18 protein-coding genes are annotated in these 26,532 nt (G+C 52.2%); 9 read left to right on the top strand and 9 right to left on the bottom strand.

The annotated features are described in order from the left end of the window. The first annotated feature begins 5 nt into the window (after window positions 1-5). Genes WX88_RS30805 through WX88_RS11310 form a run of 6 tightly spaced genes read left to right on the top strand, consistent with a single transcriptional unit; the run spans window position 6 to window position 1,979 of the window. Window positions 6-233 carry a hypothetical protein gene (locus WX88_RS30805; RefSeq protein ID WP_197076756.1) on the top strand — a complete coding sequence of 76 codons (228 nt, stop codon included), beginning with the start codon at window positions 6-8 and terminating at the stop codon, window positions 231-233. Continuing rightward, the gene (locus WX88_RS29445) at window positions 166-450 is read left to right on the top strand and encodes a hypothetical protein (RefSeq protein WP_052732594.1); all 285 of its coding nucleotides are present in this window, start codon (window positions 166-168) and stop codon (window positions 448-450) included. The genes WX88_RS30805 and WX88_RS29445 overlap by 68 nt, the downstream gene beginning before the upstream one ends. A gap of 53 nt (window positions 451-503) precedes the next feature. After that, window positions 504-629, top strand: coding sequence for a hypothetical protein (locus WX88_RS31765; RefSeq protein ID WP_262489837.1), 126 nt, complete (start codon window positions 504-506; stop codon window positions 627-629). A gap of 3 nt (window positions 630-632) precedes the next feature. Beyond that, window positions 633-1,115, top strand: coding sequence for a hypothetical protein (locus WX88_RS11320; protein ID WP_046244500.1), 483 nt, complete (start codon window positions 633-635; stop codon window positions 1,113-1,115). Beyond that, on the top strand, window positions 1,102-1,533 hold the full coding sequence (locus tag WX88_RS11315) for a hypothetical protein (protein WP_046244499.1): 432 nt from the start codon (window positions 1,102-1,104) through the stop codon (window positions 1,531-1,533). The genes WX88_RS11320 and WX88_RS11315 overlap by 14 nt, the downstream gene beginning before the upstream one ends. Continuing rightward, entirely contained in the window at window positions 1,530-1,979 is a 450-nt protein-coding gene (locus WX88_RS11310) for a 3-oxoacyl-ACP synthase (protein WP_231590681.1), read from the top strand. The genes WX88_RS11315 and WX88_RS11310 overlap by 4 nt, the downstream gene beginning before the upstream one ends. Before the next feature lie 249 nt (window positions 1,980-2,228). On the opposite strand, the gene WX88_RS11305 is transcribed toward WX88_RS11310, so the two are convergent. Then, on the bottom strand, window positions 2,229-4,364 hold the full coding sequence (locus WX88_RS11305; protein WP_231590680.1) for an OmpA family protein: 2,136 nt from the start codon (window positions 4,362-4,364) through the stop codon (window positions 2,229-2,231). Between the two features lie 233 nt (window positions 4,365-4,597). Between WX88_RS11305 and lon the strand changes: the two genes are divergently transcribed. The 3 genes from lon to hslU all read left to right on the top strand — a co-directional run bounded on the left by lon (window position 4,598) and on the right by hslU (window position 9,867). Then, on the top strand, window positions 4,598-7,108 hold the full coding sequence (gene lon / locus WX88_RS11300; RefSeq protein WP_046244497.1) for an endopeptidase La: 2,511 nt from the start codon (window positions 4,598-4,600) through the stop codon (window positions 7,106-7,108). A gap of 169 nt (window positions 7,109-7,277) precedes the next feature. Next, window positions 7,278-8,414, top strand: coding sequence for a type IX secretion system protein PorQ (gene porQ, locus WX88_RS11295; RefSeq protein ID WP_231590679.1), 1,137 nt, complete (start codon window positions 7,278-7,280; stop codon window positions 8,412-8,414). A 52-nt stretch (window positions 8,415-8,466) separates the two neighbouring features. Beyond that, entirely contained in the window at window positions 8,467-9,867 is a 1,401-nt protein-coding gene (gene hslU / locus WX88_RS11290) for an ATP-dependent protease ATPase subunit HslU (RefSeq protein WP_046244496.1), read from the top strand. Between the two features lie 74 nt (window positions 9,868-9,941). Here the strand turns inward: hslU and WX88_RS11285 are convergent, their stop codons facing one another. The 8 genes from WX88_RS11285 to WX88_RS11250 form a co-directional block, all read right to left on the bottom strand. Then, a complete protein-coding gene (locus WX88_RS11285; RefSeq protein WP_046244495.1) occupies window positions 9,942-10,499 on the bottom strand; it encodes a hypothetical protein in 558 nt (185 codons plus the stop codon). Window positions 10,500-10,551: 52 nt separating this feature from the next. Continuing rightward, window positions 10,552-12,117 (bottom strand): SusD/RagB family nutrient-binding outer membrane lipoprotein, encoded by a 1,566-nt coding sequence (locus WX88_RS11280; RefSeq protein ID WP_046244494.1) that lies wholly within the window; start codon window positions 12,115-12,117, stop codon window positions 10,552-10,554. A gap of 30 nt (window positions 12,118-12,147) precedes the next feature. Then, a complete protein-coding gene (locus WX88_RS11275; protein ID WP_197076755.1) occupies window positions 12,148-15,300 on the bottom strand; it encodes a SusC/RagA family TonB-linked outer membrane protein in 3,153 nt (1,050 codons plus the stop codon). Window positions 15,301-16,130: 830 nt separating this feature from the next. Then, window positions 16,131-16,760 (bottom strand): hypothetical protein, encoded by a 630-nt coding sequence (locus WX88_RS11270; RefSeq protein WP_046244492.1) that lies wholly within the window; start codon window positions 16,758-16,760, stop codon window positions 16,131-16,133. A 45-nt stretch (window positions 16,761-16,805) separates the two neighbouring features. Then, on the bottom strand, window positions 16,806-18,464 hold the full coding sequence (locus tag WX88_RS11265) for a SusD/RagB family nutrient-binding outer membrane lipoprotein (protein WP_046244491.1): 1,659 nt from the start codon (window positions 18,462-18,464) through the stop codon (window positions 16,806-16,808). Window positions 18,465-18,498: 34 nt separating this feature from the next. Beyond that, complete coding sequence (locus tag WX88_RS11260; protein WP_197076754.1) at window positions 18,499-21,708, bottom strand: SusC/RagA family TonB-linked outer membrane protein; 3,210 nt, start codon at window positions 21,706-21,708, stop codon at window positions 18,499-18,501. 410 nt (window positions 21,709-22,118) lie between these two features. Beyond that, complete coding sequence (locus WX88_RS11255; RefSeq protein ID WP_046244489.1) at window positions 22,119-23,585, bottom strand: SusD/RagB family nutrient-binding outer membrane lipoprotein; 1,467 nt, start codon at window positions 23,583-23,585, stop codon at window positions 22,119-22,121. A 15-nt stretch (window positions 23,586-23,600) separates the two neighbouring features. After that, window positions 23,601-26,532 (bottom strand): SusC/RagA family TonB-linked outer membrane protein (locus WX88_RS11250; RefSeq protein ID WP_046244488.1); only part of this gene is annotated, 2,932 nt, incomplete at its 5' end.

Below are 26,532 nucleotides of genomic sequence, written 5' to 3'. Positions count from 1 at the left end.
TAACCATGCTTCGCCTCGATAGAACCGTCACCCGCAAAACCACTTTGCACGCCGACCAGGATGTGGAGGACATGGCTTATTGGCTCACCAAATCCCCCGAAGAGCGCATGGCCGCCATCGAAGTCATGCGCCAACTGGCCTATCCGTTTCACCTGTCCAACCACGATGAAGGCCAACCAACTCAACCCCGACTTCAAAGAATTTATCGAATTATTAAACGCTCAAACGGTTGAGTATTTGGTGGTGGGCGCTTTCGCAATAGCCCGCTACGGTGTGGTGCGCAATACCGGTGATATTGATGTGTGGGTTAACCAAACCATCGAAAACGTAACGCGGCTGGTGCGCGTGCTGGCCTCTGGCGTTGCCAGCCTGGGGCATACGGTGGCCGATTTCATGGAATCCGGTACCATTGTGCAAATCGGTATTTCGCCCATCGCATCGATTTATTAACCGCCATCGACGGCGTTGGCTTCACTGAATGTTACCCCAGACGAGAAACCAGTGTGCTTGATGGCGTCCCCGTGGCGGTTATCAGCATCAACGACCTGCGCCGCAACAAGGCTAGTACCGGCCGAGCCAAAGACAAGGAGGATTTACGCCTGCTTGACAGCCAAAACCCGGGCGAATAATCAATGCGCCTCGCCTTCGACCTCGACAACACGCTCATTCGCTGTGGCTACGACTTTCCACTGGAACAGCCCCAATGGCCCATCTTGGCGAAGCTATTGGGGCAGGAGCAACTGCGCAACGGAATCATGAAGTTGACCGACCACTGCCGCCAGCAGGGCTGGGAGGTGTGGGTATATACTACCTCGTACCGCGGCGCTTGGCGTATACGCCGGCTCTTTTGGCTCCACGGTATCCGGCTAGATGGCGTGGTAAACCAGCAGCGGCACGACCGCGAAGTGCGCGCCCGCTGTACTAAACACCCGCCTAGCTTCGGTATCGACTTGCTGATTGACGACTCCGAAGGCGTGCGAATAGAAGGGGAGCGCCACGGGTTCCGGGTGCTGGTGGTGGCGCCGGAAGACACCCAGTGGACGCAAAAAGTCAAGGCAGCAATAGCAGCGAGTCGGCCAGACGGTAGTATTTTGGTCGCCAATGGAAAGAAGTAAAATTGTATTTCAGGCTAGTGTGGATTTCGGCGTTCACTGTACGTTCGACTTGGAAATTACCAGTCCGCAAGTAAAAACGTACCTCAGCTTCTACGGGCAAATAAATGAATTTGTAGAGTTTGGGCAGCAACTAATGGCCTTTCCGAGAAGTGTGGCGCACACCGTCAGCTTTGAAGTTGGCTCTGCCGATAAGGCCTCCGCGATGGCCTATCTGCTGATAAGTGCTTATTGTACCGACCCGCAAGGCCACGCAGCGCTACGGTTTATCGTTGATAACCGTGAGCAAGGCGCTGCCTATCATTGCTTCGAGTTTTCCATTGCCTCAGAAGCAGCATCCATCAATAAACTAGGCGCACTACTGGCAGACTGGAATGTAAGTGACACGCCAGAAATTATATGGAAAGCCGAAACACGATGACCAAATCTGCCCTCCACGCCGCCTGCCAAGCCTTCATCGAGCAGCGCATTGCCGCCGCCCGTACCGCCATGCAGGCCGCGCAGGAGTCCTCCAGCTCTGAAACCAAGAGCAGTGCCGGCGACAAGTACGAGACCGGGCGCGACATGGCCAACGCTGAGCGCGACCGCAACGCCGCGCACATGCAGCAGGCCCAGCAGCTGCAAGCCGAATTAGCTCGTATCAATCCCGAGCTGCCTTGCGATACTGTGCGCCCCGGCGCCCTCGTCAACACCAGCCTGAGCTGGTTCTACATCAGCATCAGCGCCGGCAAGCTGACGGTGGAAGGCGAGCCGGAGGTTTTCGCCGTGTCGGCCGTTGCGCCCGTCGCCGTAGTCCTCAAAGGCCTGCGGGCAGGGGAGGAGGCCCACTTTAACGGCAAAGTGGTGCGGGTACTGGCCATAACTTAAGCTGTCCGACCAAGATTATGCTCGCAGACTCTTGAGCACGCGAAAGCCTCAGTTGAGCGTACGGAAGTGCCCTGCGAGCATGCAAAAGCGTCTTGTGAGTGTATAAAAGTGCCGTGCGAGTACATGGAAGTAGTATGCGAGTAAGCAAAAGTGCCGTGCGAGTACGCCGAAGTACCGTGCAAGTAGACGGAAGTAGCGTGCGAGTAGGCAAAAGTGCTGCTTGAGAAGCCCAGAGTGCCCCCTGAGTTCCTACTTCCAATCCGCGCCGCCAGCCGGGGCTTTGTCATCTTCGGGCTTGAGGAGGCGGAACTCCACGCGGCGGTTCACTTTGGCATCGGCGTCGGTTAGCTCATCCTTTAGCGGCCGGGTAGAGCCATAGCCGAAGCTCTCGATGCGGTTGGGCTGGAGCTTGCCCTTGCGCTCGATGTAGCGGCGAATTTCCTCGGCGCGGTCCTGCGAGAGCTTCTCGTTCACTTCAGGGTCGCCTTGGCTGTCGGTGTGGCCCGCGATGCTGAGGCGGAACGCAGGGTGGTCGACCAAAAAGACGGCTACACGGTCCAATGTGGTGTACATAGGAGGCAAAATGGACGACTTGCCCGGCTCAAACTCGATGTTCTTGAAAATCAACGGCAGCTTGTAGTCAATGCTGTTGGTGAGCAGGGTCATCACCGTGTCGCCCTTTAGTGCGAACTGCTTTTCGACGCTGAAAAAATCCGGGCTTTGAATTAGCATGGCGTAGTGCGAGCCCTCAATCAGCTCAAAGTCGAACGTGCCATCAGGCCGGATAAACTTGCTTGCTACCTCAATACCATTATCCGTATCGATAATGCTCACGATGCCATTCAGCGGCTTGCTCGAAACCGAATCGATGAGCGTGCCTTCCACCTTAGTAGTGGCCAGCGGCTGGGCCTCCATCGGCAGCGGGAAAGAGTAAAGGTCGAGGTTGTTGAGCTCCTTGGCTTCGGAGCGGGCGTAATAGAGGTTTTTGCTCTCGCGGTCAATGGTGAAATAGTATTCCGAGCCCTTGCCATTCACCAGCGGGCCAATATTCTTGGGTTCCTGCCAGCGTCCGCCCACGCGATAGGTTTTATAAATATCGAAGTCGCCAAAGTTCAGCAGCTGTCCCCGCGAGCTGAAGTACAGCACGTGGTAGAGCGGGTGATAGAAGGGACTTACTTCGCTCTCGCGGGTGTTTATGACCGGCCCTGCGTTTTCGGCGGCGCTCCACTGCCCGTTGCGCAGCTTGTGGGTAAAATAGATGTCAGATAAGCCAAAGCCTCCCAGCCGGTCGGAGGCAAAGTACAGGGTGTCCTCGCCCTGCGAAAGTGTGGGCTGCGAGTCCCAGGCCGGCGAATTCACGGCTGCCCCCAGGCTTTTGGGGGCGCTCCATTTACCGTCTTTGCCGAGCGTGGCCGTGAACAGGTCGCAGTTGCCGTGGCAGGTGGCACACTCGCAGCGGGCGAAGAAAATGGTGCGTCCATCCTTGCTCAGGCAGGCCGAGCCCTCGTTGTTGGGCGAATTGATGGGTTTGGGCAACGGCTCGGCATCGGTCCAGCTGATGCCTTCTTTGCGAGAAGTATACAGGTCCTCATCTATCACGCCAGTGAGGCCGCGGCGCTTGCGCTTGCTGCTGAACAGCATGAGTGAGTCATTGCCAGCCAGCGCGGGCCCGTAGTCGGGTGCTTTACTGTTGATGGCGTCTCCCATGCTCGTGTACACACCTTTGGGTGGATGGAAGGTGTTGAGGTTCTTGCGGTATTCCACCAAGTCGTAGTACGTTTTCAGGGGTACGTACAGGTCCTTATTTTTCTGCTCGAGCGAGTCGTAGTAGAGCTGCACCTTGGTGATGTCGGTGCGGTGGTGTTTGAGAGCCAGGCGGTAATATGCCTTGGCCTTCACCATCTGGCTATCGCGCTCCAACAGCTGCCCCAGGCGCCAGAGCATGTTGGTGTTGCGGGCAAAGTTGGTAGGACCAAAGCGGGCTACATAGTCTTCGAGCAGCAAGCGGGCTTGGTGATACTGATGGCGGCGCTCCGACTTGGCGATGGCACGCAAGGCCTTTTTATCCTCGTAAAACGGGTAGCGGTTGATGTTGACAAAATCAGGTGTGCCATCGCGGCGCAGGCGCAGCTTCCGGCTCACGCGGCTGCTGAGGCCCCGCACCTGATACGTGCCGGGAGCAATAGTTCCTTTGCCAGCAGGCGGATTCTTGACCGGTTTTTTAGGCGTGGCCGATGCTCCGCCACTCGTAGTATCGGCCGAAGGTGAGGCAGCGGGCGGTATGCCTTTTGTGGGCCGGCGCTGGGCTTGAGCGCGCGGCGTAGCGGCCATTCCCAACAGCACGAGCAGGAAAAGAAATGCACACCAACGCAATAAAAGGGGCATTAGTAAAGTAATAAAAATAAGAAGTTGCGCAAGTTGCCAACAAATTAACGATTTATGAGCCAGTAGTCAGGTAAACCATTCTTCAAATACGTCGCTTTGGCGGCTCTATTCGGCTGGCACGACCCTTGACAGCCAAAAGCGTCGGGAAGCCGTACCTTGTACCTCCCGCTTCAAAAGTCGGTAGGCTGCCAATCTGGCACCCGCCGTCGTTGCTTCTGGCTTTACTATTGTCCATGCATTTGGCATCTATTTCCTCTTCCGCTGCATTTCCCGTTCAGGTCCTCAGCGATTCCAATTCTCAACCCGAATCCATCGCCATTATGGCTGCCGACCCCGACCATTTATTGCGCGGCGACGATGCCCCGCCCACGCTGCCGTTGCTACCTGTGCGCAACACTGTCCTGTTTCCGGGCGTGGTGCTGCCCGTCACGGTCACGCGTAAGAAAAGTGTGAAACTCGTGCGTAAGGCGTATGCGGCTGATAAGTTGCTCGGGGTGGTAGCCCAGCAAAACCCCGATGCTGACGAGCCTACCGTGGCTGAGTTGCATCCCGTGGGTACTCTGGCCCGTATCCTGAAGCTGCTCGAACAGCCCGATGGTCAAATCACCATCATTCTGCAAGGGCAGGTGCGTTTCACCGTCGAAGAGCAACTCACCTTCACGCCGCAGCTCACAGCGCGGGTGAGCTACTTTTCCGAAGTAGCTCTAAACCCCGAAATTCCGGCCGAGTTTGGTTTGCTGCAAGCACTGCGCGAGGCGGCTACCAAGGTGCTGGAGCTCACGCCCGAGATTCCGATGGAAGCTCGGGCCATGCTCGACGGCATTCAGTCGCCGGCCTTCCTCACGCATTTTCTGTCCTCCAACGTGCAGCTCGACCTGCCCGCCAAGCAGAAGCTGCTGGAGCTGGCCGACCCCGAGCAGCAGGCCCGCCAGCTCCTCGAAGCCCTGCTGAGCCAAGCCGAGCTGCTGGAAATCAAGCAGGATATCCGCTCCAAAACGCACACCGGCATTGATGCCCAGCAGCGTGAGTATTTTCTGCGCCAACAACTCAAAACTCTGCAAGATGAGCTGGGGCAGGAAGGTCCGGACGAGGATGTTAACCGCTTGCGGGCTCGTGCCGAAACCAAAAAATGGCCCGAAGCCGTCGCGCTCCATTTCAAAAAAGAGTTGGAGAAGCTGGCCCGCACCAACCCCATGGCTCCCGATTATTCGGTGAGCATTAACTACGTGGAGTTCCTGCTGGATTTGCCTTGGGGCGAGTACACCAAGGATAAATTCAATCTCAAGCAAACCAAGAAAATCCTCGATGCCGACCATTTTGGCCTCGAAAAGGTGAAGGAGCGAATTCTGGAGTACATCGCCGTGCTCAAGCTGAAGCAGGATTTGAAAGCGCCTATTCTGTGCCTCTACGGCCCTCCCGGCGTGGGTAAAACCAGCCTCGGCCGCAGCATTGCCGCCGCCATGGGCCGTAAGTACGTGCGTATGAGCCTCGGTGGCGTGCGCGATGAAGCCGAAATTCGGGGCCATCGCAAAACTTATGTCGGCGCCATGCCCGGCCGCATCATTGCTCAAATCAAGAAAGCTGGAGCGTCGAACCCTGTCATCATTCTCGACGAAATCGACAAAGTGAGCAGCGACTTCCGCGGCGACCCCAGCTCGGCCCTGCTCGAAGTGCTCGACCCCGAGCAAAATGCCACGTTTACCGATAATTACCTGGAGGTAGAATACGACCTGAGCAAAGTTCTATTCATTGCCACGGCCAACTCGCTCGATACCATTCAGCCCGCCCTGCGCGACCGGATGGAAATCATCGACCTGACTGGCTACACCCAGGAAGAAAAAGTGCAGATTGCCCGCAAGCATCTCTGGCCCAAGCAGCTAAAGGAGCATGGGCTAGGCGAAAACGAAGTAAAAATCACGGATGCTGCTCTGCATCGGGTGGCCGACGACTACACCCGGGAGTCGGGCGTGCGTGGGCTAGAGCGTAGGCTGGCCGCCGTAACCCGCAACCTGGCCCGTCGCAAAGCTGGTAAAGAGGCTCTGCCCGCCATAATGGAGCCAGCCGAAATCCGCAAAATCCTGGGCTCGGCCATTTTCGACCGCGACCAGTACCAGGATAATGATACCGCCGGTGTGGTCACGGGCTTGGCCTGGACCAGCGTGGGGGGCGACATTCTCTTCGTAGAAAGCCTGCTGAGCCGTGGCCGCGGCAAACTCACCCTCTCCGGCCAGCTCGGCGATGTAATGAAGGAGTCGGCTATTACCGCGCTGAGCTACCTGCGCAGCCGTGCCGATGAAATAGGCATCGACTACCGCTTATTTGAGCAGTACGACCTGCACATCCACTTCCCCGAAGGCGCCGTGCCGAAGGACGGTCCTAGCGCGGGCATTGCTATTTTCACCAGCATGGCTTCGGCCTTCACCCAGCGCCGGGTGCGCCCGCGCCTGGCCATGACCGGCGAAATCACGCTACGTGGTAAGGTGCTGCCCGTGGGCGGCATCAAGGAAAAGCTGCTGGCTGCCCGCCGCGCCGGCATGAAGGACATCATTCTGTGCCCCAAAAACCGCAAGGATATTGAGGAAATCCAGGAGGATTATCTCAAAGGGCTCACCATTCACTACGCCGACCGGGTCGATGACGTGCTGCGCGTGGCTTTGCTCGACGAACTGGTACCTCACCCGCAGAAGTTGCCCGTGCGTGATGAGCCCGTTCCAGCCGTTGGTCCCAGCGTCGAAGTCCAGTGAAGCGAGGTGCAGCTATCGGGGAGATGAAAATCTTTGGGAGGGGCTCAGTTCTAGTGCCAAGCTTGAATTGAACCCCTCTCAGGGATTAAAAAGCTGACTCGGATGTACTTTCTGGCCATGGTGTGCCGTTAGGAGCCGAGGGGCCCTAGTTCTTCCCTATCTTAGACCTATGAAGCAGTTTTCCGCTCGCCGGGTTGCCGGTTTTTGCCTTTTAGTCGGAACAATGGGGCTGCGGCCCGCCGGCGCACAGCAGATTGGTGGTCGCACCGTTTTTCCATTTCTGGACCTACCACCGAGCGCCCAACTGGCAGCCTTGGGTGGGATGAGCGTCTCGGCCCGCAACGACGACCCAACTATGCTCTTCGGCAATCCAGCTCTGCTAAACCCAGACATGGATGGTCGCCTGGCCCTGAGCTACGTAGCTTATGTAGCCGACATCAAGCAAAGCACTGCTGCCTACGTTTTCAATACTCAGAAAGCCGGGCGCTTTGGCATTGGGGTGACCTACCTCAACTACGGCAATTTCGAGGGCTATGATGCAGCCGGTAACAGCATTGGCACGTTTGGGGTAAATGAGTACACGGTAGGAGTATCAGACTCTTATACCAAAGGCAAATTCACGTTCGGTGCCACTACCAAGCTCGCTGTTTCCAGCATTGATGGCAGTCGCTCAGTGGCTGGCGTAGCAGATGCTGGGATTGTTTACAAACATCCCACACAGGAGTTTACCGCTGGCTTAGCTGTGAAAAATGCAGGCTATCAATTCTCGCCTTACCCGGGTACTGATCGGGCTCCACTGCCGCTCGATGTGCAGATTGGCGCCACCATTAAACCCGAGCACATGCCGCTGCGCTTTTCCCTCACAGCTCACCATCTTCAGCGGTGGGATATTCAGTACCTCGACCCCAACCAGCGCGGCCAACTCGATGCTAGCGGCGTCGAAAAAAAGCCTACCAAGAGTTTCGGCGATAATCTGGCCCGCCACTTCACCTTCGCCACTGCGTTGGTACTGAGCAATAATCTGAATATTCGGCTGGGCTACAATCACCTGCAGCGCCGTGAGCTCCGCCTCGAAAATACCAGCGGCAGCGCCGGCTTGAGCTTCGGGGTAATGCTAAAAATCAGCAGTTTTCAAATTGATTATACGCACGCTACCCTACAAGCTTCAGGTTCCAGCGAGTACTTCACACTATCCCGTAACCTAGACTCGCTGTTCAAAAAGAAAGATGGCAACAGCACCCCGCCCCCCGCTGATAAGCCAAGGCCCGACCGCTCGAAGACTAGGTACCGGAAAGTTGGTTCCTGATAGGCGAGGCAACTATTCACCACGCTAGGCAGTATCCCGCGAAACAACCCATATGCAAGATTTTCTGACCCCGGCCCAAATCGTGGCCGAGCTTGATAAATACATCATCGGGCAGCACGAGGCCAAGCGCCATGTGGCCATTGCCCTGCGTAACCGCTGGCGCCGTCTGCACGCGCCCGCCGACATGCAAGCCGAAATAGTGCCCAACAACATCCTGATGATAGGCGCTACCGGTGTGGGCAAAACCGAAATAGCCCGCCGCCTTGCTCACCTCTCTGATGCGCCCTTCGTGAAAGTAGAAGCCAGCAAATTCACGGAAGTCGGTTATGTCGGCCGTGATGTGGAAAGCATGGTGCGAGACCTTGCCGAGCAGAGCGTGAACCGTGTGAAAGCCCGTCGTCAGGAAGCCGTGAAAGCACAGGCCGCAGATGCCGTAGAGGAGTTGATTCTTGACGCTCTCATCCCCGCCGTCCCCCGTCCCGCGGGAGCCAAGCCAAGCGTGGGTTTCCCGACAAGCGGGGGAGGAGAGGATTTGCCGCATTCCGACGCAGAACTCAACGAACGCACCCGCGAACGTTTCCGCCAGAAAATCAAAAACGGTGAGCTGGAAGACCGCCGCATCGAGATTCAAGTAGCTCAATCTTGGCCCAGCGTGGGCATTATGGGAGCACCTCCCGGCATGGACGAAAGTACGCTTTCGGGCCTCCAGGATATGCTGGGCAACATGATGCCCAAGAAAACCCGCAAGCGCAAAGTCACCGTTGCCGAAGCCCGCAAGCTTCTCCTCGACGAGGAAGCCGCTAAGCTTATCGATATGGACGAGGTGAAGGACGAAGCTATCCGCCAGGCCGAAAATGCCGGCATCATCTTCATCGACGAAATCGACAAAGTAGCCAGTAGCGGCGGCAGCGGCAAGGGCGGCCCCGACGTAAGCCGTCAAGGCGTGCAACGCGACCTACTGCCCATCGTTGAAGGCTCAGCCGTGAACACCAAGTACGGCATCGTCAATACCGACCATATCCTTTTCATCGCTGCCGGCGCCTTCCACGTCAGCAAACCCTCTGATCTCATCCCGGAGCTTCAAGGCCGCTTCCCCATCCGTGTCGAATTACAAAGTCTAACTAAAGAGGATTTCTTCCGCATTCTTAAGGACCCCAAAAATGCCCTCACTAAACAGTATGAGGCTCTGCTTAAAGCCGAAGAAGTTGAACTGACGTTCGATGACGCCGCGCTGGAGCGTCTGGCCGAAATCGCCTCGGAGATAAACGCCGAGGTCGAGAACATCGGGGCCCGGCGGTTGCATACCGTCATGAGCCGCCTGCTCAATGACATTCTCTACGACGTGCCCGATAAGATAGGGGCCAATGCCCACATCCTCATTACCGCCGCGCTAGTGGACGAGCGGCTGAACGACATGGTTAAGAACCGTGACTTGAGCCAGTACATACTGTAAATCACCCACTTCAACGGGCACAAAAAAGCTCCAGCCATCAAGGCCGGAGCTTTTTTGCGTTACGGCATCCTGTACTATGGTACGATGTTCACCACTCCCGAGAACGGCGCGTTAAGGAACGACGTGTTGTATGCGATTCGCCGGCCGCCTTTCAGCAATAGGCCGTAGGTAAGAAAAAATCCTTCGTTTGCTTTGAGTGAAGCTGGTGTAATAGCTACACGCGTGCCGGTTTGGCTGGCACCCGTGGGGCGGGTCAATCCAGCAATCATTTCACTCAAGGGGATCTGGATATCACCCGAAACTGGCGGAACTGCTTTCAGAAGCACCCTTGTTGCACTTTGGCCCACAGTCGCGTTGCCTGTGGCGGGCACGTTAAACGTACGGGCTTGGCGGAAAATTTCAATGGCTTCTACCTTATTGGCATCGCCACCGCGCACATCAAGATTGACAGTTGCAGTCGGATTTGCACCGCCCTGAATCTCGGAAACCTTGTAGGTGCTCTGAGCTGTGATGTTGGTATAAATCTGAGGGAACTCCTCAACATCTGGCGTCGGCAGCTTGGGGTCTTTATTGCAACTGGTTGCACCTAACGCACTAATAGCGAGAAGCACGGCAAAAATATGTTTTTTCATGGAATTAGAGTTGAAGAGGGTGGAGCACTGGCTTGTTTAAGCAGTGTGTGCTCTACCGGTCCCAGAAAACTTTGTCCGTGGCAGGATTTATCTGCGCCGGAGCGTTAGGATTAGATGTCAAGTCGTTCAAACGATACGGGAAGCGCAAGGGGAAGGCACCAGTGGCTTGTGTCAACGGGTCGTTATCAGTAGCCGCATTCGGAACATTGGGGTAGCCCGTCCGGCGGTGGTCATTGTACATTTCAACACCAGTTCCAAAGCTGGCAACGTACTTCTCCGTCATGATGATGTTCAATTTAGCTTCGTTTCCAGCACCAGCATCGTAACGAGCCAAGGCTGCGTTTATGTAGGTGGTAATGGCTGTAGGCGAAATTACGGGACTGCCATCATTGGTAGCAATAGCATTCACCTTGGCAAACGACGCAATGAGGGCATCATTGAATGCCGTGCGCGCAGCAGCAGGATTATTCAATACCATCAGTTGAAGCTCAGCCTCAATGTATTTCCGCATGAAGAAAGTAATGAATCGCTGGGGCACATTACCCTTGGCAGAGGCTCCCGAAGCGGTTCCTCCAGCGCCGTCATCGTAGCGGCCCCCAACGGGGTACAAGCCCTGTAGGGTGCGCGTCGTTTGAGTGGCGACACCGGCGAACTGACCAGTGCTGCCGAAGCGAACCGATATGAAACGTCCATCTATGAAGTCCAGATTGGCGGGGGGAGTGGCCGAGTTAGCAACCTGATTGAAGAAGTAATACGGAATACGCGGGTCATTGGTACCCTTCATCAACAAATAGAAGTACGGATTGATGCTGTTCTCCCGATTAGCAAATACGTAGTCGACCTGAAAGCCAGGGTTACGGTTCTCAGGACTGCCGGCGGCTGTGCCATAGCGGAATTCAAAGTCGTCGGCCGCTCCGATGAGGTCTGCCGGAGTGGCTAGCAGCGCCGTAATTTCCGGGGTCACGTTGCGGGTCAGGCGAATCTGGTTGTAAAGCTTCAGCTTGAGTGTATTAGCCAGCCGAATCCACTTGGTTTTGCTACCGCCGTACATCAAATCGTCGACACCTGCAGGGAGGGCGTCGTCCGTCTTTTTCATGTTAGCTATGCCGTCATCAATGAGGCGGAATAGGTCGGTATAAATAGCCTCGTCGTCGTCGAACTTGGGAGCTTCAAACTTTGTGCCTTGCAGGGCTTGCGAGTAGGGAAGGTCGCCCCATACATCCACCATTTGGCTGAATACATAGGCCTTCTGAATCTGAGCGATACCGGCGTATCCCCAGGCATTGGCGGCAAGAGCTTTTGTCAGCACCAGCTCGTTGTTTTCCAGCATGTCGATGTATAGCCCCTGCCAGTGGTTGTTAAAGGTGGTACCGTCCAAACCGAACGTACCAATGCGGCCGTTCACCAGCTGCTGCATAATGGCCGAAGAGGGTTGGCTTAGGCCGTTGGTGGCGTGGCCTAGGTAAAACGCCATCGCCGCCTGGGAGGCCGGTAGCAACAGGTTTACCTGTGCATCGGATGGAGCGACGGGGTTTTTGTTAACGTCAAAAAACTTATCACCACAGCTGCTGGTTCCGGCCAGCACGAACAGCAAAGCAGAAATTTTAGTTATTTTCATGGGATGTCTCCGTGAATGGTCGTGGAAAATCTAGAAATTTACGCGCAGGTTAACGCCGTAACGGCGCGACGTCGGTGCGTTCGTGAAGTCAAACCCTTGGATATTGCCTGCGCCGTACGAGCTAGTTTCCGGGTCAAAGTTCATGTGCTTCGGAACGTTGGGCGAGTACCAGTACAGGTTGCGGCCCGACAGGCTGATGTTGACTCCCCGAATGAACTTGGTCTTTCTAAGCAAACCTGCGGGCAGTTGGTAGCCCAGGGTTACTTCCCGGAGGCGAACGGTAGTGGCATCGAAGATGGAAAACTCAGTGGCGCCACCTCCGGTGAAAGAACCCGCCCCGAAGTACAAATCGTTCACCGAGATAGCGGTGGAATTCTGCGTCGTGCTGTTCGGGTTGTTGGCGTCGCTCAGGAGAGGCAGCCGGGTGTTCGGGTCGCCGTAAACGCCATCAATTACCACCGACTTTTCCCGGTCTTCGGTGTCTTTTGTCACCCCGCGAAAGAGATTATTTTGAATAGTTTGCCCGAAAAAATCGCCGCCTTTGCGGAAGTCAACCACTCCTTCTAGAGTAATGCCTTTGTAAGTAAATGTGTTAGTGAAGCCAATAGTGAAATCGGGGTTGGGGTTGCCGATGATGCCAGGCGTTACTGACGTGATGGTGCGGCCGGTGGCTTGGTCAATCAACACCTTGCCGGTTGCCGGGTCGCGCGCTACTTTAGAACCAACGATTTGGCCAAATGGCTGGCCGGGGAAGTGAACGGACTGGGGGTCGGCGAAGAAATCTCCCGTGAGGCCGTTGAGCAGTTGCTGGAGGCCCGGGCGGAGCGACTCGACGATGTTGCGGTTGCGCGTGAAAGCCGTGAAGTTGTTCCAGCGGAACCCGGCCACATCCACGGGCACCAGCGTCAGCCCAAATTCGATGCCTTTGTTAGAGACTTCGCCGGCGTTGGTAGTCGCCGAGGCAAAGCCCGTAGCGAAAGGCAGCGTCACGTTGAAAATCTGGTCACTGGTGCGGCGGTCGTAATACGTTGCGCTCAGAATGATGCGGTCCTTGAAGAAGTTCAGGTCGGTTCCTACTTCGAATTCGTTGGTGAATTCGGGAGTCAGGTCCAGGTTGCCAATTCGGGTGCCGATAACGGCACCAGCAGTAAGCACGCCGCCGGTGGGCGTAAACGGAAAGCCTAAGCCGGCAATGTTATTCCCGAGCGTGGGAACCCCGTTGAATACGCTGAAAATCTGGCCTGGGAGAGCATCATTGCCAGCTCTCGCGTAGCTGGCGCGCAGCTTGCCCAGATTGAACAGGTCCGACTTGATACCGAAAGCTTCGGTAAAGATTAGCGTGCCACTCACGCTGGGGTAAAAGAAGCTCCGGTTGGATTTGGACAGCGTGGACGACCAGTCGTTGCGGGCCGTCGCATTGAGGTAAACAAAGTCCTTGTAGCCAAGGGTTACGTCGCCCAGCACCCCAACAAGACGGCGTTGGTTTTGAGTCGTGCCGTTTTGGGCCACGGTCCTGGTGTTGGTAATGTCGTCGATGTCGAACGCGTTGTAGCCCGAACCAGTCACCGACTCGTTGTTGTAGTCGCGCCGGTTTATGTTGTAACCCGCAATGGCCTTCAGGCTGATGTCTTCGGTCAGGTTTAAGTCGGCGGTGAGCAGGGTAGTTCCTTCCAACTCGGTGTTGGTGATGTAATCCTGAATAATTTGACCAGCGCCGCCGGCTGCCGATGAACCTGGACGGATTACTACATTGCGGTTGTCACGGTATGTGTTCACGCCGCCCGTGAAGCTAAGGTTCAACCACTTCAGGATGTCGTAGCCGGCATTGAAGGTAGCTGCCACGCGGTCCACTCGTGAAGTATACGTGTTGTACTTCGTTGACCAGTATGGATTATCTGCCGAATTGGTTAACCAGCCCAGCAGCGGGCGACGGGTGATGGGGTCTTCGGAAGGCAGGCCAGAGAGGTCCAGGCTGCGAGGCAGAAACATAATCCGGTTAAAAGCCGAAGCACCGTTTGCTAGGTTGCCCGCGCCTACGATAGGACCTTGCTGATTGCTGTTGATATAAGTCACGTTGGCGCCGACAGACAGCTTGTTAAAGTTGCCCGAACCGCCAGCGCTGAAGCTGTTGCGAACAAAGCCACTATTGGGAATCATGCCTTTTTGGTCCGAGCGCGAGAGTACCGAAGTAAACTTAGCGTTATCGCCAGTGCCGGTCAGCGAAATAGAGTTTTCGTAAACGCTTCCGGTCTCAAAGAAGTCTTTTACGTTGTTTGGATAAGGCTGGTAAGCGAAGGTGCCAAACGTGTTTGTAATAGACTCTGGCGCAAGGGAAGAGCCGAACTCCGGTCCCCACGAGCCATTAGCGGCTGAGGCTACAAAGTTGCCACCCGCGCCGTACTTATTCTGGTAGTCGGGCAAGCTCGCAATTTTCTCAATCGAGTATGAAGTAGCGTAACCTACGTCTAGGCCCTTGGCAGCTCGGTTGCGGCTACCCGTCTTGGTGGTGATGATGATGGCGCCATTGGCTGCGCGTGAGCCGTACAGAGCAGCTGCGGCAATGCCCTTTAGCACGTTTATCGACTCAATGTTGTTCGGGTCGATGTCCACAGCGCGGTTGGAGCCGGAACCGCCGTTGCCCAGCGAGCCGACCGAATTATCTTGAAAGTTGTTGAATGGAATGCCATCTACCACAAACAGGGGCTGATTTTCACTGCGCAAGGAGTTGTTGCCGCGAATGGTGATGCGGGTAGAAGAGCCCGGAGCACCGTTGGAGCCACCAATGTTCACCCCCGGGATTTTGCCCTGCATGGTACGAAGTACATCGGGTTCTGACTTTTGTACCACTTGCTCGGGTTTTATTTCCGAAACTGCGTAGCCAAGTGCTCGCGATTCGCGCTGGATTCCTAACGCAGTCACTACAACCTCATTTAGCTGTCTTACATCTTGAGCCAACGCTAACGTAAACTGTGACTCACTACCAATTGCGCGTTCCTGCGTAACCATGCCAATAGAGCTGAATACCAAGGTTCCTCCGGATTCTGGCACACTCAATGTGAAGGAGCCATCCGAGTTAGTAGAAGAACCATTGCTTGTGCCTTTCAGAAGCACCGTTACGCCTGGAAGCCCGGCGCCGGTTTTCTCGTCTGTCACCCGTCCGGAAACGGTACGGGTCTGTGCCATTGCTCCGTGGAGAAAAGTGAACATGAGTACAAGACTCATGAGTAAGATTTTTTTCATGTAAGAGAAGTTAATGCAAAAAAAATGTTAGCTCTTCAAAAATAGGGCATAGTTCTCGTATTTAAAGAAGGTAAGAATCATTTTTTGATAAAATTTTTAAATTTTGCTGGAGAGTAAATAGTCGTTAGAGAGTGATATCATAAGGCAGATAACATATCATTATATATTTTTGATATATAATTGTCAATGATTAATATCATTGACAGATTTTTTAAGAGTGTTTTGGTTTAAGTGATACAGCGCAGCCCATAAGGCCGCAGTTAAGGCTTGGGATATACGAGCCTGAATCATCTGCATATTGACACAACATGCTGAAAAACAATTTAATGTGTAATTGAGTGGATAGGGTTGCAAAACTGAAAGCCGTGCTGTATTTTTCCCCACTTGGCTAGCCTTATAACATTGCATCCGCCATAGGCTGTTGAGCACGACTACCGTACCGGGTTCCAGCATAGGGCTCACTGATCAAAGGACCGTTTAACGCGGTATATAAATTATATATTCAGTGTCGAATTGCCAAGCTTGAAGTAAAGTTAATAATTTTTTATATTTCGTTAATTAAACTTTTTGTTTTGATAATTTATTTATAATGAATACGATAAACCTTGCCACACTCCATCGCTATGTCCCATGTATGATATTGGGCTGCGAGTTGCGTGCCACTAGCTAGCCAATTTTAGTGGGTTATAAAGGACAGGACGCTTTGAAAACTTTTTTCAAAGCGTCCTGTCCTTCAATACAATGCTACATATAGGTTGACTGCCAGCATATTTCTATCGAAACTCTGCTATAGCAGCGTAGGGAGGATTGATAAAAGTATTAGCTATTGGAGCCCCGACGAACCCTTCTATGGTAGAAAGAGGCGTAAGAATTACGCGGCGGCCATCTTTCATCACGTACTCGAAAGTGAATACAATAGCGTCCTTATTGTTGACAGGCGGGGGAATAAGCCGATTTGGATTCGATGGAGTTGCAGCCTTGACTGCAATAGGAGCCGGCTGACCACTGATTGGGCTACTTAGAAACAAACCTGTGAGTGCGTCCTGGCTATTTATGCTAATAGTGGCTGGAAATTCTCCTAGGTTCATCACTTTCACGCGGGGACCTAAATTAGTACCGCGGCGAAAGCTTTTGTATACCTCCACTGTCTGAATTTCAGCATAGCCTCGTGAAGGGTTGACTACAAATTCAAAAACTGGGCGTGCTATACCGGCGGCAGCCACAGCGTTTTCTGAGCTCCGGCTGTTGGTATAATCAAAAAAAGACTTTTGAGGATTGATTTCCGGGATGATAAGTGGGACACTTACATTCGCTGGCTCAGGCAGCTTGCTGGTCTCGCGGCAAGACGACAGCGTAACCATTATAGGGAGCAACAGGAGAAAGCTAGTAAAGTAATTTTTCATGAATCGTTGCTAGTAAAGTCAAACAAGTGAGAAGAGTGTCGCAGCCTATTTATCCCAGAAGATGGGACTGGTAACGTCTCTCTGCGTTCGGGGAGAGTTAAGATTCAGGGTGAGGTCATTGATTGGATAAAGCAGGCGAAGCGGGAAGGGCCCGTTTGCCTGAGTAGACCCATCATCGGGCAATAGCCCGGCGCTTGGGTTAGATGCCTGGGTTGTCACCCGTATGCGCGGGTGGCCCGTGCGGCGGAAATCGGTATAGATATCCACGCCATAACCGTAGCTCGCCACGTACTTCTCGTACATGATTACCTCAAGTTTGTCCTCAGTAGTAGCTGCTGTATTATAACGGTTGATAACTGATGCGGTATACTCGGCAATGCTTGGAATCTTGGGAGTTCTGGTTGAAAGGGTATCCTGAATGGCTGGGCTGCCATCAGCACGAGCAATGGCATTTACTTTTCTAAACGCTGCCTTCACGGCTTCCTCCAGGGCCGCACGCGCTGCCGTGGGATTATTATAAACGGTCAGTTGAAGTTCGGCTTCAATGAATCTGCGGCTGTAGTAGGTGAGTAGCCGCTGGGGGGCCGACGCTTTGCCCGACGTTGCATTGACCCTGCCACCCAGACCATCGTCAAAACGGCCGCCTACAGGGTACAAGCCCTGTACGGTTTGAAATTCGGCTGCGGAGGCTGAGTTGGCAAATTGACTAGTCGTTCCGGGGCGCACCGTAACAAAACGAGGGTCGAGTGAACTGATGTAATCTTGGTTGATGGTGCTATTCCCCCTTGCTATTTGGTTGAAAAAGTAATAGGGCAAACGTGGGTCACGTAAAGTCACCATGCCTTCGTAGAAGTATCGTCCAATCTTATTCTCGGGACTGGATGTATAATCATTTACATAACCAGGGTTGCGGTTGTCGGGGTTAACAGCGCTGCTGTAAGCCAACTCAAAATCTCCAGTCTCTTCCATGAGCTGCGCACTCAACAGCGGGCCTACTTGACCTTGAACAGCGGCCGGGTTTGTCAGGCGAAGTTGGTTGTATAGTTTCAGCTTCAGCGTCCGGCCAAAGCGGGCCCATTTACTCAGGTCGCCCTTATAGATCAAGTCAACAGTGGCGAGGGCGGGCTTGGTAGGGATGATGGTTGTCTTCGCTACATTAGCTAGTCCTTCATCTATTAGTGAGAATAGGCCCTGGATGGAGCCGTTGCCATTGTATATGTCTTCGTCTTTGTCGAAGCGGGGGGTTGTGTTGATGGAACCCTGCAAAGCTTCGGAGTAGGGGATGTCTCCCCAAAGGTCTACCATCTGGCTATAGACGTAAGCCTTCTGAAGCTGGGCAATGCCGACATAGTCCCAACGCGATTCTTGACTGCCTTGAGTAATAATTAACTCGTTGTTGACGAGCGTACTCCGGTACAAACCTGCCCAGGGGCCAGTAAACGAATCACCAGTTTGTTGAAAATTGCCGATGTTGCGCGTATTGTACAGTTGTTGCATCAGTGCCATCGTGTACTGGCTTAGGCCACCAATGTTGTCACCCAAATTTTCGGCCATGCTTACCTGCGTTACAGGCAGCAGCGAATACAGGTTTACAGACACTGGCGATAAGGGGTCGACATTGACGTCGTAAAAGTCTTTGCAACCGGGCGCTACTGCTAACATACTGGCTGAAGCGAGTATAAAGCAAATCTTGTTAAATTTCATATAGTTTGAAAAGCCGGAGGGCCAAAGTCAAAGGTTAAAAGTTGACCCGCAGGTTCACGCCATAGCGCTTAGTGGTTGGCGCGTTGGTGAATTCATAGCCCTGCTGGTTGCTGGCACCATAGGTGCTGGTTTCGGGGTCGAAGTTGCTATGCTTGGGTAGGTTTGGCGAGTACCAATAGATGTTTCGGGCAGAAATCGAAATGTTGACAAGGCTAAACGGGGTTTTGCCAAGCAATTTCTTAGGCAAATCGTACCCTAGCGTCACTTCCCGCAGGCGTACCGTTGTAATGTCATACACAGATTGCTCGTTATAGCCATTACTAGCCGCACCTCCGCCTACACCGCCGCTTGAAAAGTATAGGTCATTCACTGAAATAGCGGTATTGTTCCGAATAACATTGCCGTCAGCATCAACTGCTGCTCTGCCGGTGGCCCGGTCGTAGCGAATTCCCTCAATGATGACCAGTCGGTTGCGGTCTTCAGTGTCCTTCGTTACCCCCCGGCCCAGTTCTTCTTGGAGCGTGGTCGAGTATAGCGAACCACCTCTCCGGTAGTCAATCAGAGTGTTCAGGGTGATTCCTTTGTAGGTAAACTGGTTAATAAATCCCATTAGAAAATCCGGATTTGGATTGCCAATGACTTTGTTTTTTCCCTGAATCAGGCGTCCGTTTAACGGGTCAACATATAATTCTCCATTTTCATCGCGTAGGGGAGCCGTACCGTACAGCACACCGTAGGGCTGACCAGGGATGAGGAGCGAACGAATGCTGTTTCCGGCAAACGTATTGGCAAGAATCAAGGTGTCGACTCCTTCCGTCAAACTCTTTACAATGTTGCGATTGCGAGTAAAATTGAAGGTGCTGCTCCAGCGAAAATTAGCCGTTTCGATAGGTGAGCCCGTAAAGGCTACCTCGAAACCTTTATTGGTAATCTCTCCAAAGTTGGTGAAACGCGCTTCGTACCCCGTCGCTGCAGGCAGGTTTTGTGGTGCAATCTGGTTGGTCGAGCGCTTATCATAGTAAGTGCCGTTGAACGAGATGCGGTTGCGGAACAGCGTCAGCTCGGTACCTAATTCCAGTTCGGTAGAAAACTCCGGCGTCAGACCAGGGTTGTTAACAGTGCCGCTAATACCAATGGCTGGCACCCCGCGGAAGGGATACGAACTGCCGGGATTGATATTGTAAAGTGGAGCGCCGGAGCGGTAGGGTGGTGCATCACGACCTACCCGGCCGTAAGCGACCCGCACTTTGGCTAGGTCCAGCCAGCGATAGTCTAACTTGAGCGCTTCGTTTAGAACCAATGAGCCGGCCACGCTAGAATAGAAGAAGGAGCGGCCCGAATTACCGATAACACCATCTTTATTAAGGGTTGAAGAAAAATCGTTGCGGCCCGTAAGGGTCACAAACGCGTAGTTTTTGTAGCCGACAGTAGCATTGCCAAGCAAACCCATCAACCGGCGCTCAGAATAAGCGAATCCGTAAGTGCTTTTCTCAGTAGTATTCTCGATATTATCAATACCGAAAGTGATAATACCTGTGCCGAGGTAGGATTTACCCTCAAACTTGCGGGCGTTGATATTCTGACCAATGCTGGCTGTCAGGCTGATGTCTTCGGTCAGGTTCTTATTGAAGTTCAGGAGCACCGTTTGCTCGAACTCGGTATTCTGGATATTATCTTCAATAATCTGGCTAATTCCAGAGTTGGCCCGTGAGCCCGGGCGGATAACACTAGCGCGGGTGTCCGTGTATGTATTGATGCCACCAGTGTAAGTTAACGTCAGCCAGTCTTTGATGGCATACGACAACCCCATACTCCCCACCACGCGGTCAACCCGTGACTTATAGATAGCGTTTTCTACTGACCAAAGAGGATTATCCGCCTGTGCAGTTAGCCAACCAAAAGCGGGGCCTTGGGTAACCGGGTCCTGATAAGGCAGGCCTTGAAGATCAAGACTACGGGGTAAAAACAGCGTGCGGGCAAATGCGGAGGCCGAACCAGCCGCTAGGTTATTGGCCCCTTGAATAGGCCCCCGCTGATTGGTGTTGGCGTATGCGACGTTACCATTTACACTAATCTTATTGACTCTGCCCGAGCCGCCGACGCTAAGGTTATTGCGCACGAAAGAGGAATTAGGAATGGTACCCTGCTGGTCAGCCCGCGAAAGAATGGCCGTGAAGTTCGAATTATCGGATGTGCTGTTTAGCGACACCGAATTCTCAAATAAGTGCCCGGTTCTGAAGAAGTCCTTAACGTTGTTAGGATAGGCCTGATAAGGAATTGTCGTACCGGCCGGAATATCCGGAAAGTTTGGGTCGCCTGCCTGCGGATGAGGGATGAACTCCGGCGCTCCTTGAGCAGTGTTGCCAAACTCAGGGCCCCACGAGCCGTTAGCAGAGGAGTTTACAAAATTAGCACCGGCACCGTATTTATTCTGATAGTCAGGAAGAGCGGCTACTTTCTCAATTGAAAATCCAGTAATATAGCCCACCTGAATACCTTTGGGGCCTCGTTGCCCACCACCACCAGTCTTGGTAGTAATCACAATAACCCCACCAGCTGCCCTCGAACCGTAAAGGGCAGCCGCAGCAGCTCCCTTCAGCACGTTAATGGTGGCAATATTATTGGGGTCTACGTCTGACGTCCGGCTGGAGTAGGAGGCACCATTAGCCAGGGGGTTATCCGACTCCGTTTGGGAGTTATCATAAGGTACTCCATCTACTACAAAAAGAGGCTGGTTTTCGCCATAGAGCGACGTATTGCCCCGAATAGTAATGCGCGAAGAAGCCCCCGGTACCCCGCTTGAACTAGTAATGTTCACGCCGGGAACCTTGCCCGATAGTGTACGGAGCAGGTCGGGTTCCGACTTCTGCACCACCTGTTCGGCCTTCACTTCGGACACAGCAAACCCTAGGGCACGTTTCTCTCGTGAGATACCCAAGGCGGTCACGAGGACTTCGTTCAACTCCTTGTTATCCAAAGCTAATGCCATGTCTACAGTTGTCGAACTGCCTACTTCCTGCTCAGCTGTAACATAGCCTAGGTATTTGAACTGCAATGTGGCTGCGGAGCCAGCTATATTAACAGTGTATTGACCGTCAGCATTAGTAGCTGTGCCAGTAGTAGTGCCCTTCACGATGACGCTGACGCCAGGCAAGCCTTCATTCGTGCTTCTATCAATGACACGGCCCGAGACCGGGCGACTTTGGGCCCAGCTTCGCCCAACCAGCGCTAAAAGTAGGAACAAGATTAGTAGTAAAGGTTTTTTCATTGAGTATTGAAAATGGGTGTGAGAAAAGAGTGAAGGATGGAAAAAGCAAAAAGAAGCCTATGGAGTAGTGTTGTAAAAGTTGAAAGTACTGATTTTATCGACACTTTCCAGATTTTGCTATTTGAAATCTGCTTTCTACATTAGGGTGAATAATATAATGTATAAAAAGATATAATTTATATTAAAAATTTTAAAAATACAAAAATAAGTGCATATTATGTTCCTTTGGAAGTTCAAAACTTAGCTTTCCCAAAAATTAGAAGAAAATCCTGCTGACTTTATTTTTAAATTTATATAAAATATAGTATATAATAAAAATACATGTATAAAAAAAGGACTGTTATTTGCAACAGTCCTTTTTTTATACATGTATTCGTTAGTTGGGACTAGCGTTTATCCCAGAATAGTTTTGTTGTAACTGCATCACCACCAATGGCAGCAGAGGCCGCTGCGTTGTTTGCTCCATTTAGATTCTTCTCAAGGGTTGGATAAGTGAAGCGTAATGGAATAGCACTTCGAGCATTATCAGCGTTTGGCTCAAGTTTCGGAGTGTCAAGTCGACGCCATTCTGTCCAAGCCATAAAAGGCTGGTCGTACAAGGATATCCACTTCTGCAGGCCGATTTTCTCACGATAATCGCTACCTATTGCAGTCGAGTACTTCACATCTGGCTGGGCTAAGTAAGCCGTTGCGTCGGAGGCTACCCCTCCCCAGTATAAAATGGAGGCTGTTATAGCTGAATTGTAGTGAGCTTCTACAGTACCGCCCACTGCAAACCCTCGTGCGGCCGCCTCCGCTAATAGAAATTCCACTTCTGAGTACGAGAGTAATATACCAGGCAAAGTAGGATCTTCCAGCTTGCTACCGGGAGCTGAAAAGCTCGCATAGTTATTGCCTTCGCCATATGCTCCTCCCTTATATACATTACTTCCAACAGGCTTGAAATAAGCCCCAATACGTGGATCATTAAAGTGTTTGAGGGTATCAATGAAAGTAGTGACACCAACGAAATCGTAACGACCACTCTGCACTAGATCCTCCCAAAGAGGATTGGTATTAGGGGGAGAAGCGACGAAATTTACTTGAGCTTGTTGAGCATTAGAACTGAATACATTGGAAGCAGCTTGCTCAACTAAAGATTTGGCTGTAGCAGGGTCTTCATCAGCAATGATTAATGCCAAGCGCAACTTTAATGAGTTCGCAAACCGTTTCCAGCTATTGATGTCGCCCTTGTATATGATGTCAGCATCACCCATTCCTGGAGCAGATGGGTCAAGAGCAGCAATTGCGGCATCTAAGCGGGTGAATAGCGAACTATAGATAGCCTTGGCGTCATCATATTTAGGCTGGGTCTTTGTGAAATCAAGCGCTTCGGTATATGGAACATTCCCGAAGGTATTGACTAACGTAGCCCAAGTATACACCGCTAGGATCTCAACACAAGCTTGTTGATTAGCTAGTTGCTTAGTAGTTGCAAACTGGTTATTTGGTATTAGCGCCTTAGCTTGGTTTAAGTTGCTTAGCACTCCGGGCTCTATGTTAACGTCAGAGTTAGCACCGCCGGTATACATTGTTTCCCAAAAATTCCGGTCAATCTGACGAGTTTTGATGTCGTAATTAGATTCGTCGAAATACGTGGTTTGACCCCAGTATTGCACATAGAGGCGAAAGGGATTTTGATTAACGTTAGTACTGTTAACCTCCCGAGCTAACGACCGTTCAGCACTAGCAAAAAGCGAGGTGCCAGGAACTGTAGCTGGGTTTTTAGGATCAACATTATAGTCCTTCAGGCTATCAACACAACTTGTTGTTAGTAGCAGAGTTGATAAGGAAAGCAGAATGGTTTTTTTCATGGTTATCAATTCGTTTTAGAAGCTCAGACGAAGGTTAGCACCGAGAGTACGGGTAGTAGGATAGGCACCTACTTGATAGCCGAGACCGAGGTTCCCCGAGCCAAGACTGTCTTCTGGATCAGCATCCGGCAGGTTTTTGTGAATAATCCATAGGTTACGACCTATTATGGAAATGTCTGCTCCTTTTACAAAACCCAGGCGGGAGGTCAGAGATTTGGGAAGTGCATAACTCAACGCAACCTCGCGCAGTTTCACAAAGCTGGCATCATATACGAATGCTGCATCAGGATTACGGGAGTAACCATATAATCCAAAATTGGTATTGCTCGTCCGGATGTCGTTAGGCGTACCATCCGCTTTCACGCCGGGTAGAATGACACCACCCCCTTGAGCAATTGGTAAACGAGAAGGATTGCCCAAATCGTTCAAGCCAGCTGTTTCAGGTTGCAGGCCGGTTGCCAGACCGTAATAGCGGTCAAGCGAAAAAACTTGTCCTCCCTGACGTACGTCGATGAGAAAATTCAGCGAAATACCACGGTACGAAATCGTGTTGGTCAAGCCACCGCGCCATTTAGGATTTGGATCGGCAATTGGTCGATTGGCATCGGCTGTGCGTAGGTAACGGCCATTGGCTCCTACTTCACGTTGACCGTTGAGGTAGACGAAATCAGTACCACGTAGAACCCCAAAGGGTTGGCCTACCGTGGCATTAGACGTAATTCCAGCTTGATAAGTGGCTACTACAATGTTGTCTACGCCTTCAAAGAGCGATAGTACCTCGTTGCGGTTGCGGGACCAGTTAGCACTGACTTTCCAGTTGAAATTATCAGTTTGGATTGGTACGACAAAACCGGTCAATTCAATTCCGCGGTTGCGTACCTCCCCCGAATTGACATATCGGAAGTTGTAGCCAGTTGCCGTCGAGATGTTTAGCGGAATTATCTGGTTGGTAGTATTTTGTTGATAATAGGTTGCTTCGAGTCCTAAGCGGCTGTTCAAAAAAGCTGTTTCGATGCCCAATTCGCCACTGCGAGTCCGTTCGGGTACAAGGTCCGGGTTGTTTTTAGTGGCCGGTACCGATGCAATTGCTGCTGAACCTAGAGCTGGTCTCTGATAAAAGAAGTCATAGAGACTCCGAGGAGTAGCACCTTGGCCTACTTCGGCGTAGTTCACTCGCACTTTGCCATATGATAGCCACGGAGTACTTTCACGAAGACTTTCGGAGAACACATAGCCCAGCGAAGCTGATGGGTAGACGAAAGAATTATTGGCTAACGCCAAAGTAGTTGATTTATCACGGCGTACGGTTAGGTCCAAATACACCCGGTCACGGTAGCCGAAGGTTGTGCTTGCAAAAACTCCATCAACCCCGATGCTTACATCCGTCTCAATGGGCGCTACCAGGGGATTTACGGTATTGGTTAGAGCGTAGAGATTGGGCAAAGCCAAGCCGCCGTTAGTGCTCGCGTCAATGGATTTAATGTATTGACGGCGTACGTTGGTACCAATCAAACCACGGAATGAAAAATTCTCACTGAAATTTTTCGTGAAGTTGCCAATCAGATCATAGTTTATTTCCCGATAAGAACGATTAAAGCGTCGATAGTAAGAAGGGTAGCTAGCTTTTGTGCTGCCCAACGCTGCTCGTTCTTCCTGTTGCTCATCGTAAGAATCGAGGGTAACGCGACCCAAAACGTTGAACCAATCAGTTATCTTATAAGTCGCGGCTACGTTGCCGAAGGTGCGATAGCGCGAATCATTTTCATAGTTCTCATACCGGACGAAATAAGGGTTATTCCAGTAGATTGGTGAAAAGTTTCCGCTCTCAGGGCTGGCAAAGTTCCAAGTTGCGTTGGTTTTGTCGCGGAAATAGGCATCTTTCTGCTCCTTAATATCTACGTTGGTCTGCCACCATTGGCGGAAATTAGTCATCAAGTTTTCTGAGCCATAACCAGTTCCATAGCGACCTAAACCATTCACTCGTGAAAAGTTTACCGTAGCGCTAGTCGTAAGTTTGGGCGTTAGGTTGAGAGAGGCACCAAAATTGATTATGTCCTTTACAATTTTGCTGTTTGGTAGGGTACCGCGTTCAATACTGTTGGTATAACCCAACTTGAAGGTGCCTTTTTCGGTGCCACCGTCAATAGTAACACTATTTAAGCTTGATATCGCCGTTTTGAAGAATGTGCTTGGGTCATTAGCAGCGGTAACCCACGGAGTGGCTTGGCCGAATGTAGGCGAACCCGGCGTGAAAGAGCCCCACTGACGCACCAGTAAATTAGGGTCAAAGCGCCCACCATAGGAGGCATCTTCTGAGGTCGGAACTACCAGAGTCCCATCTCCTAGTTGGTTGAAATAAGCATCTGCATCGGGGCCATAGTAGGCACCGTATCCCCCCCCATATTCCTTCTGGTACTTAATAAAAGTGCTCTTGTCAACGCGGCCTACGGTTACGCCCGAATTTAAGGTCACATTCAAGCCAGTGCGACCTTTTTTTGTCGTAATTAGGATAACACCGTTAGCAGCGCGCTCACCATACAGGGCTGTTGCGGCAGCGCCTTTTAGCACGGTTGTGGATGCGATGTCATCAGGGTTAATATCGGCTGCGGCGTTGCCGTAGTCGTATCCCGAACGGCCAGTACGCTGGTCTCGTGTATTAGTATTATCGTTACTGATAGGAACACCGTCCACTACGAAAAGGGCTTGGTTATTACCGAACAGCGACTTTGTGCCACGAATGACCACGTTGCTAGAGCCTCCAAGTGTATTAGTCTGCTGAATATTTAGGCCAGCTACCTTGCCCGAAAGGCCATTGATAGCATTAGGGTTACGAGCCACCGTAATATCACCTCCCTCAATTTGAGTAGCTGAATAAGCGAGCGAGTTGCGGGTTCGCTCTACACCAAGAGCAGTGACAACAACCTCATTCAGTTGTTTCGTATCGGTG

The sequence above is a fragment of the Hymenobacter terrenus genome (genome assembly GCF_000972495.1).
GTDB lineage: Bacteria > Bacteroidota > Bacteroidia > Cytophagales > Hymenobacteraceae > Hymenobacter > Hymenobacter terrenus.
The sequence above is the reverse complement of the archived record's forward strand: the minus strand, read 5'-3'. Positions and strand labels throughout refer to the sequence as shown.

What these genes read in the sequence shown, in the direction of transcription:
- WX88_RS11285 (WP_046244495.1), bottom strand. Translation starts at nt 10,499, where the DNA reads ATGAAAAAACATATTTTTGCCGTGCTTCTCGCTATTAGTGCGTTAGGT.
- porQ (WP_231590679.1), top strand. Translation starts at nt 7,278, where the DNA reads ATGAAGCAGTTTTCCGCTCGCCGGGTTGCCGGTTTTTGCCTTTTAGTC.
- WX88_RS11275 (WP_197076755.1), bottom strand. Translation starts at nt 15,300, where the DNA reads ATGGCACAGACCCGTACCGTTTCCGGACGGGTGACAGACGAGAAAACC.
- WX88_RS11270 (WP_046244492.1), bottom strand. Translation starts at nt 16,760, where the DNA reads ATGAAAAATTACTTTACTAGCTTTCTCCTGTTGCTCCCTATAATGGTT.
- WX88_RS11315 (WP_046244499.1), top strand. Translation starts at nt 1,102, where the DNA reads ATGGAAAGAAGTAAAATTGTATTTCAGGCTAGTGTGGATTTCGGCGTT.
- hslU (WP_046244496.1), top strand. Translation starts at nt 8,467, where the DNA reads ATGCAAGATTTTCTGACCCCGGCCCAAATCGTGGCCGAGCTTGATAAA.
- WX88_RS11265 (WP_046244491.1), bottom strand. Translation starts at nt 18,464, where the DNA reads ATGAAATTTAACAAGATTTGCTTTATACTCGCTTCAGCCAGTATGTTA.
- WX88_RS11255 (WP_046244489.1), bottom strand. Translation starts at nt 23,585, where the DNA reads ATGAAAAAAACCATTCTGCTTTCCTTATCAACTCTGCTACTAACAACA.
- WX88_RS29445 (WP_052732594.1), top strand. Translation starts at nt 166, where the DNA reads ATGAAGGCCAACCAACTCAACCCCGACTTCAAAGAATTTATCGAATTA.
- lon (WP_046244497.1), top strand. Translation starts at nt 4,598, where the DNA reads ATGCATTTGGCATCTATTTCCTCTTCCGCTGCATTTCCCGTTCAGGTC.
- WX88_RS11280 (WP_046244494.1), bottom strand. Translation starts at nt 12,117, where the DNA reads ATGAAAATAACTAAAATTTCTGCTTTGCTGTTCGTGCTGGCCGGAACC.
- WX88_RS11310 (WP_231590681.1), top strand. Translation starts at nt 1,530, where the DNA reads ATGACCAAATCTGCCCTCCACGCCGCCTGCCAAGCCTTCATCGAGCAG.
- WX88_RS11305 (WP_231590680.1), bottom strand. Translation starts at nt 4,364, where the DNA reads ATGCCCCTTTTATTGCGTTGGTGTGCATTTCTTTTCCTGCTCGTGCTG.
- WX88_RS11320 (WP_046244500.1), top strand. Translation starts at nt 633, where the DNA reads ATGCGCCTCGCCTTCGACCTCGACAACACGCTCATTCGCTGTGGCTAC.
- WX88_RS30805 (WP_197076756.1), top strand. Translation starts at nt 6, where the DNA reads ATGCTTCGCCTCGATAGAACCGTCACCCGCAAAACCACTTTGCACGCC.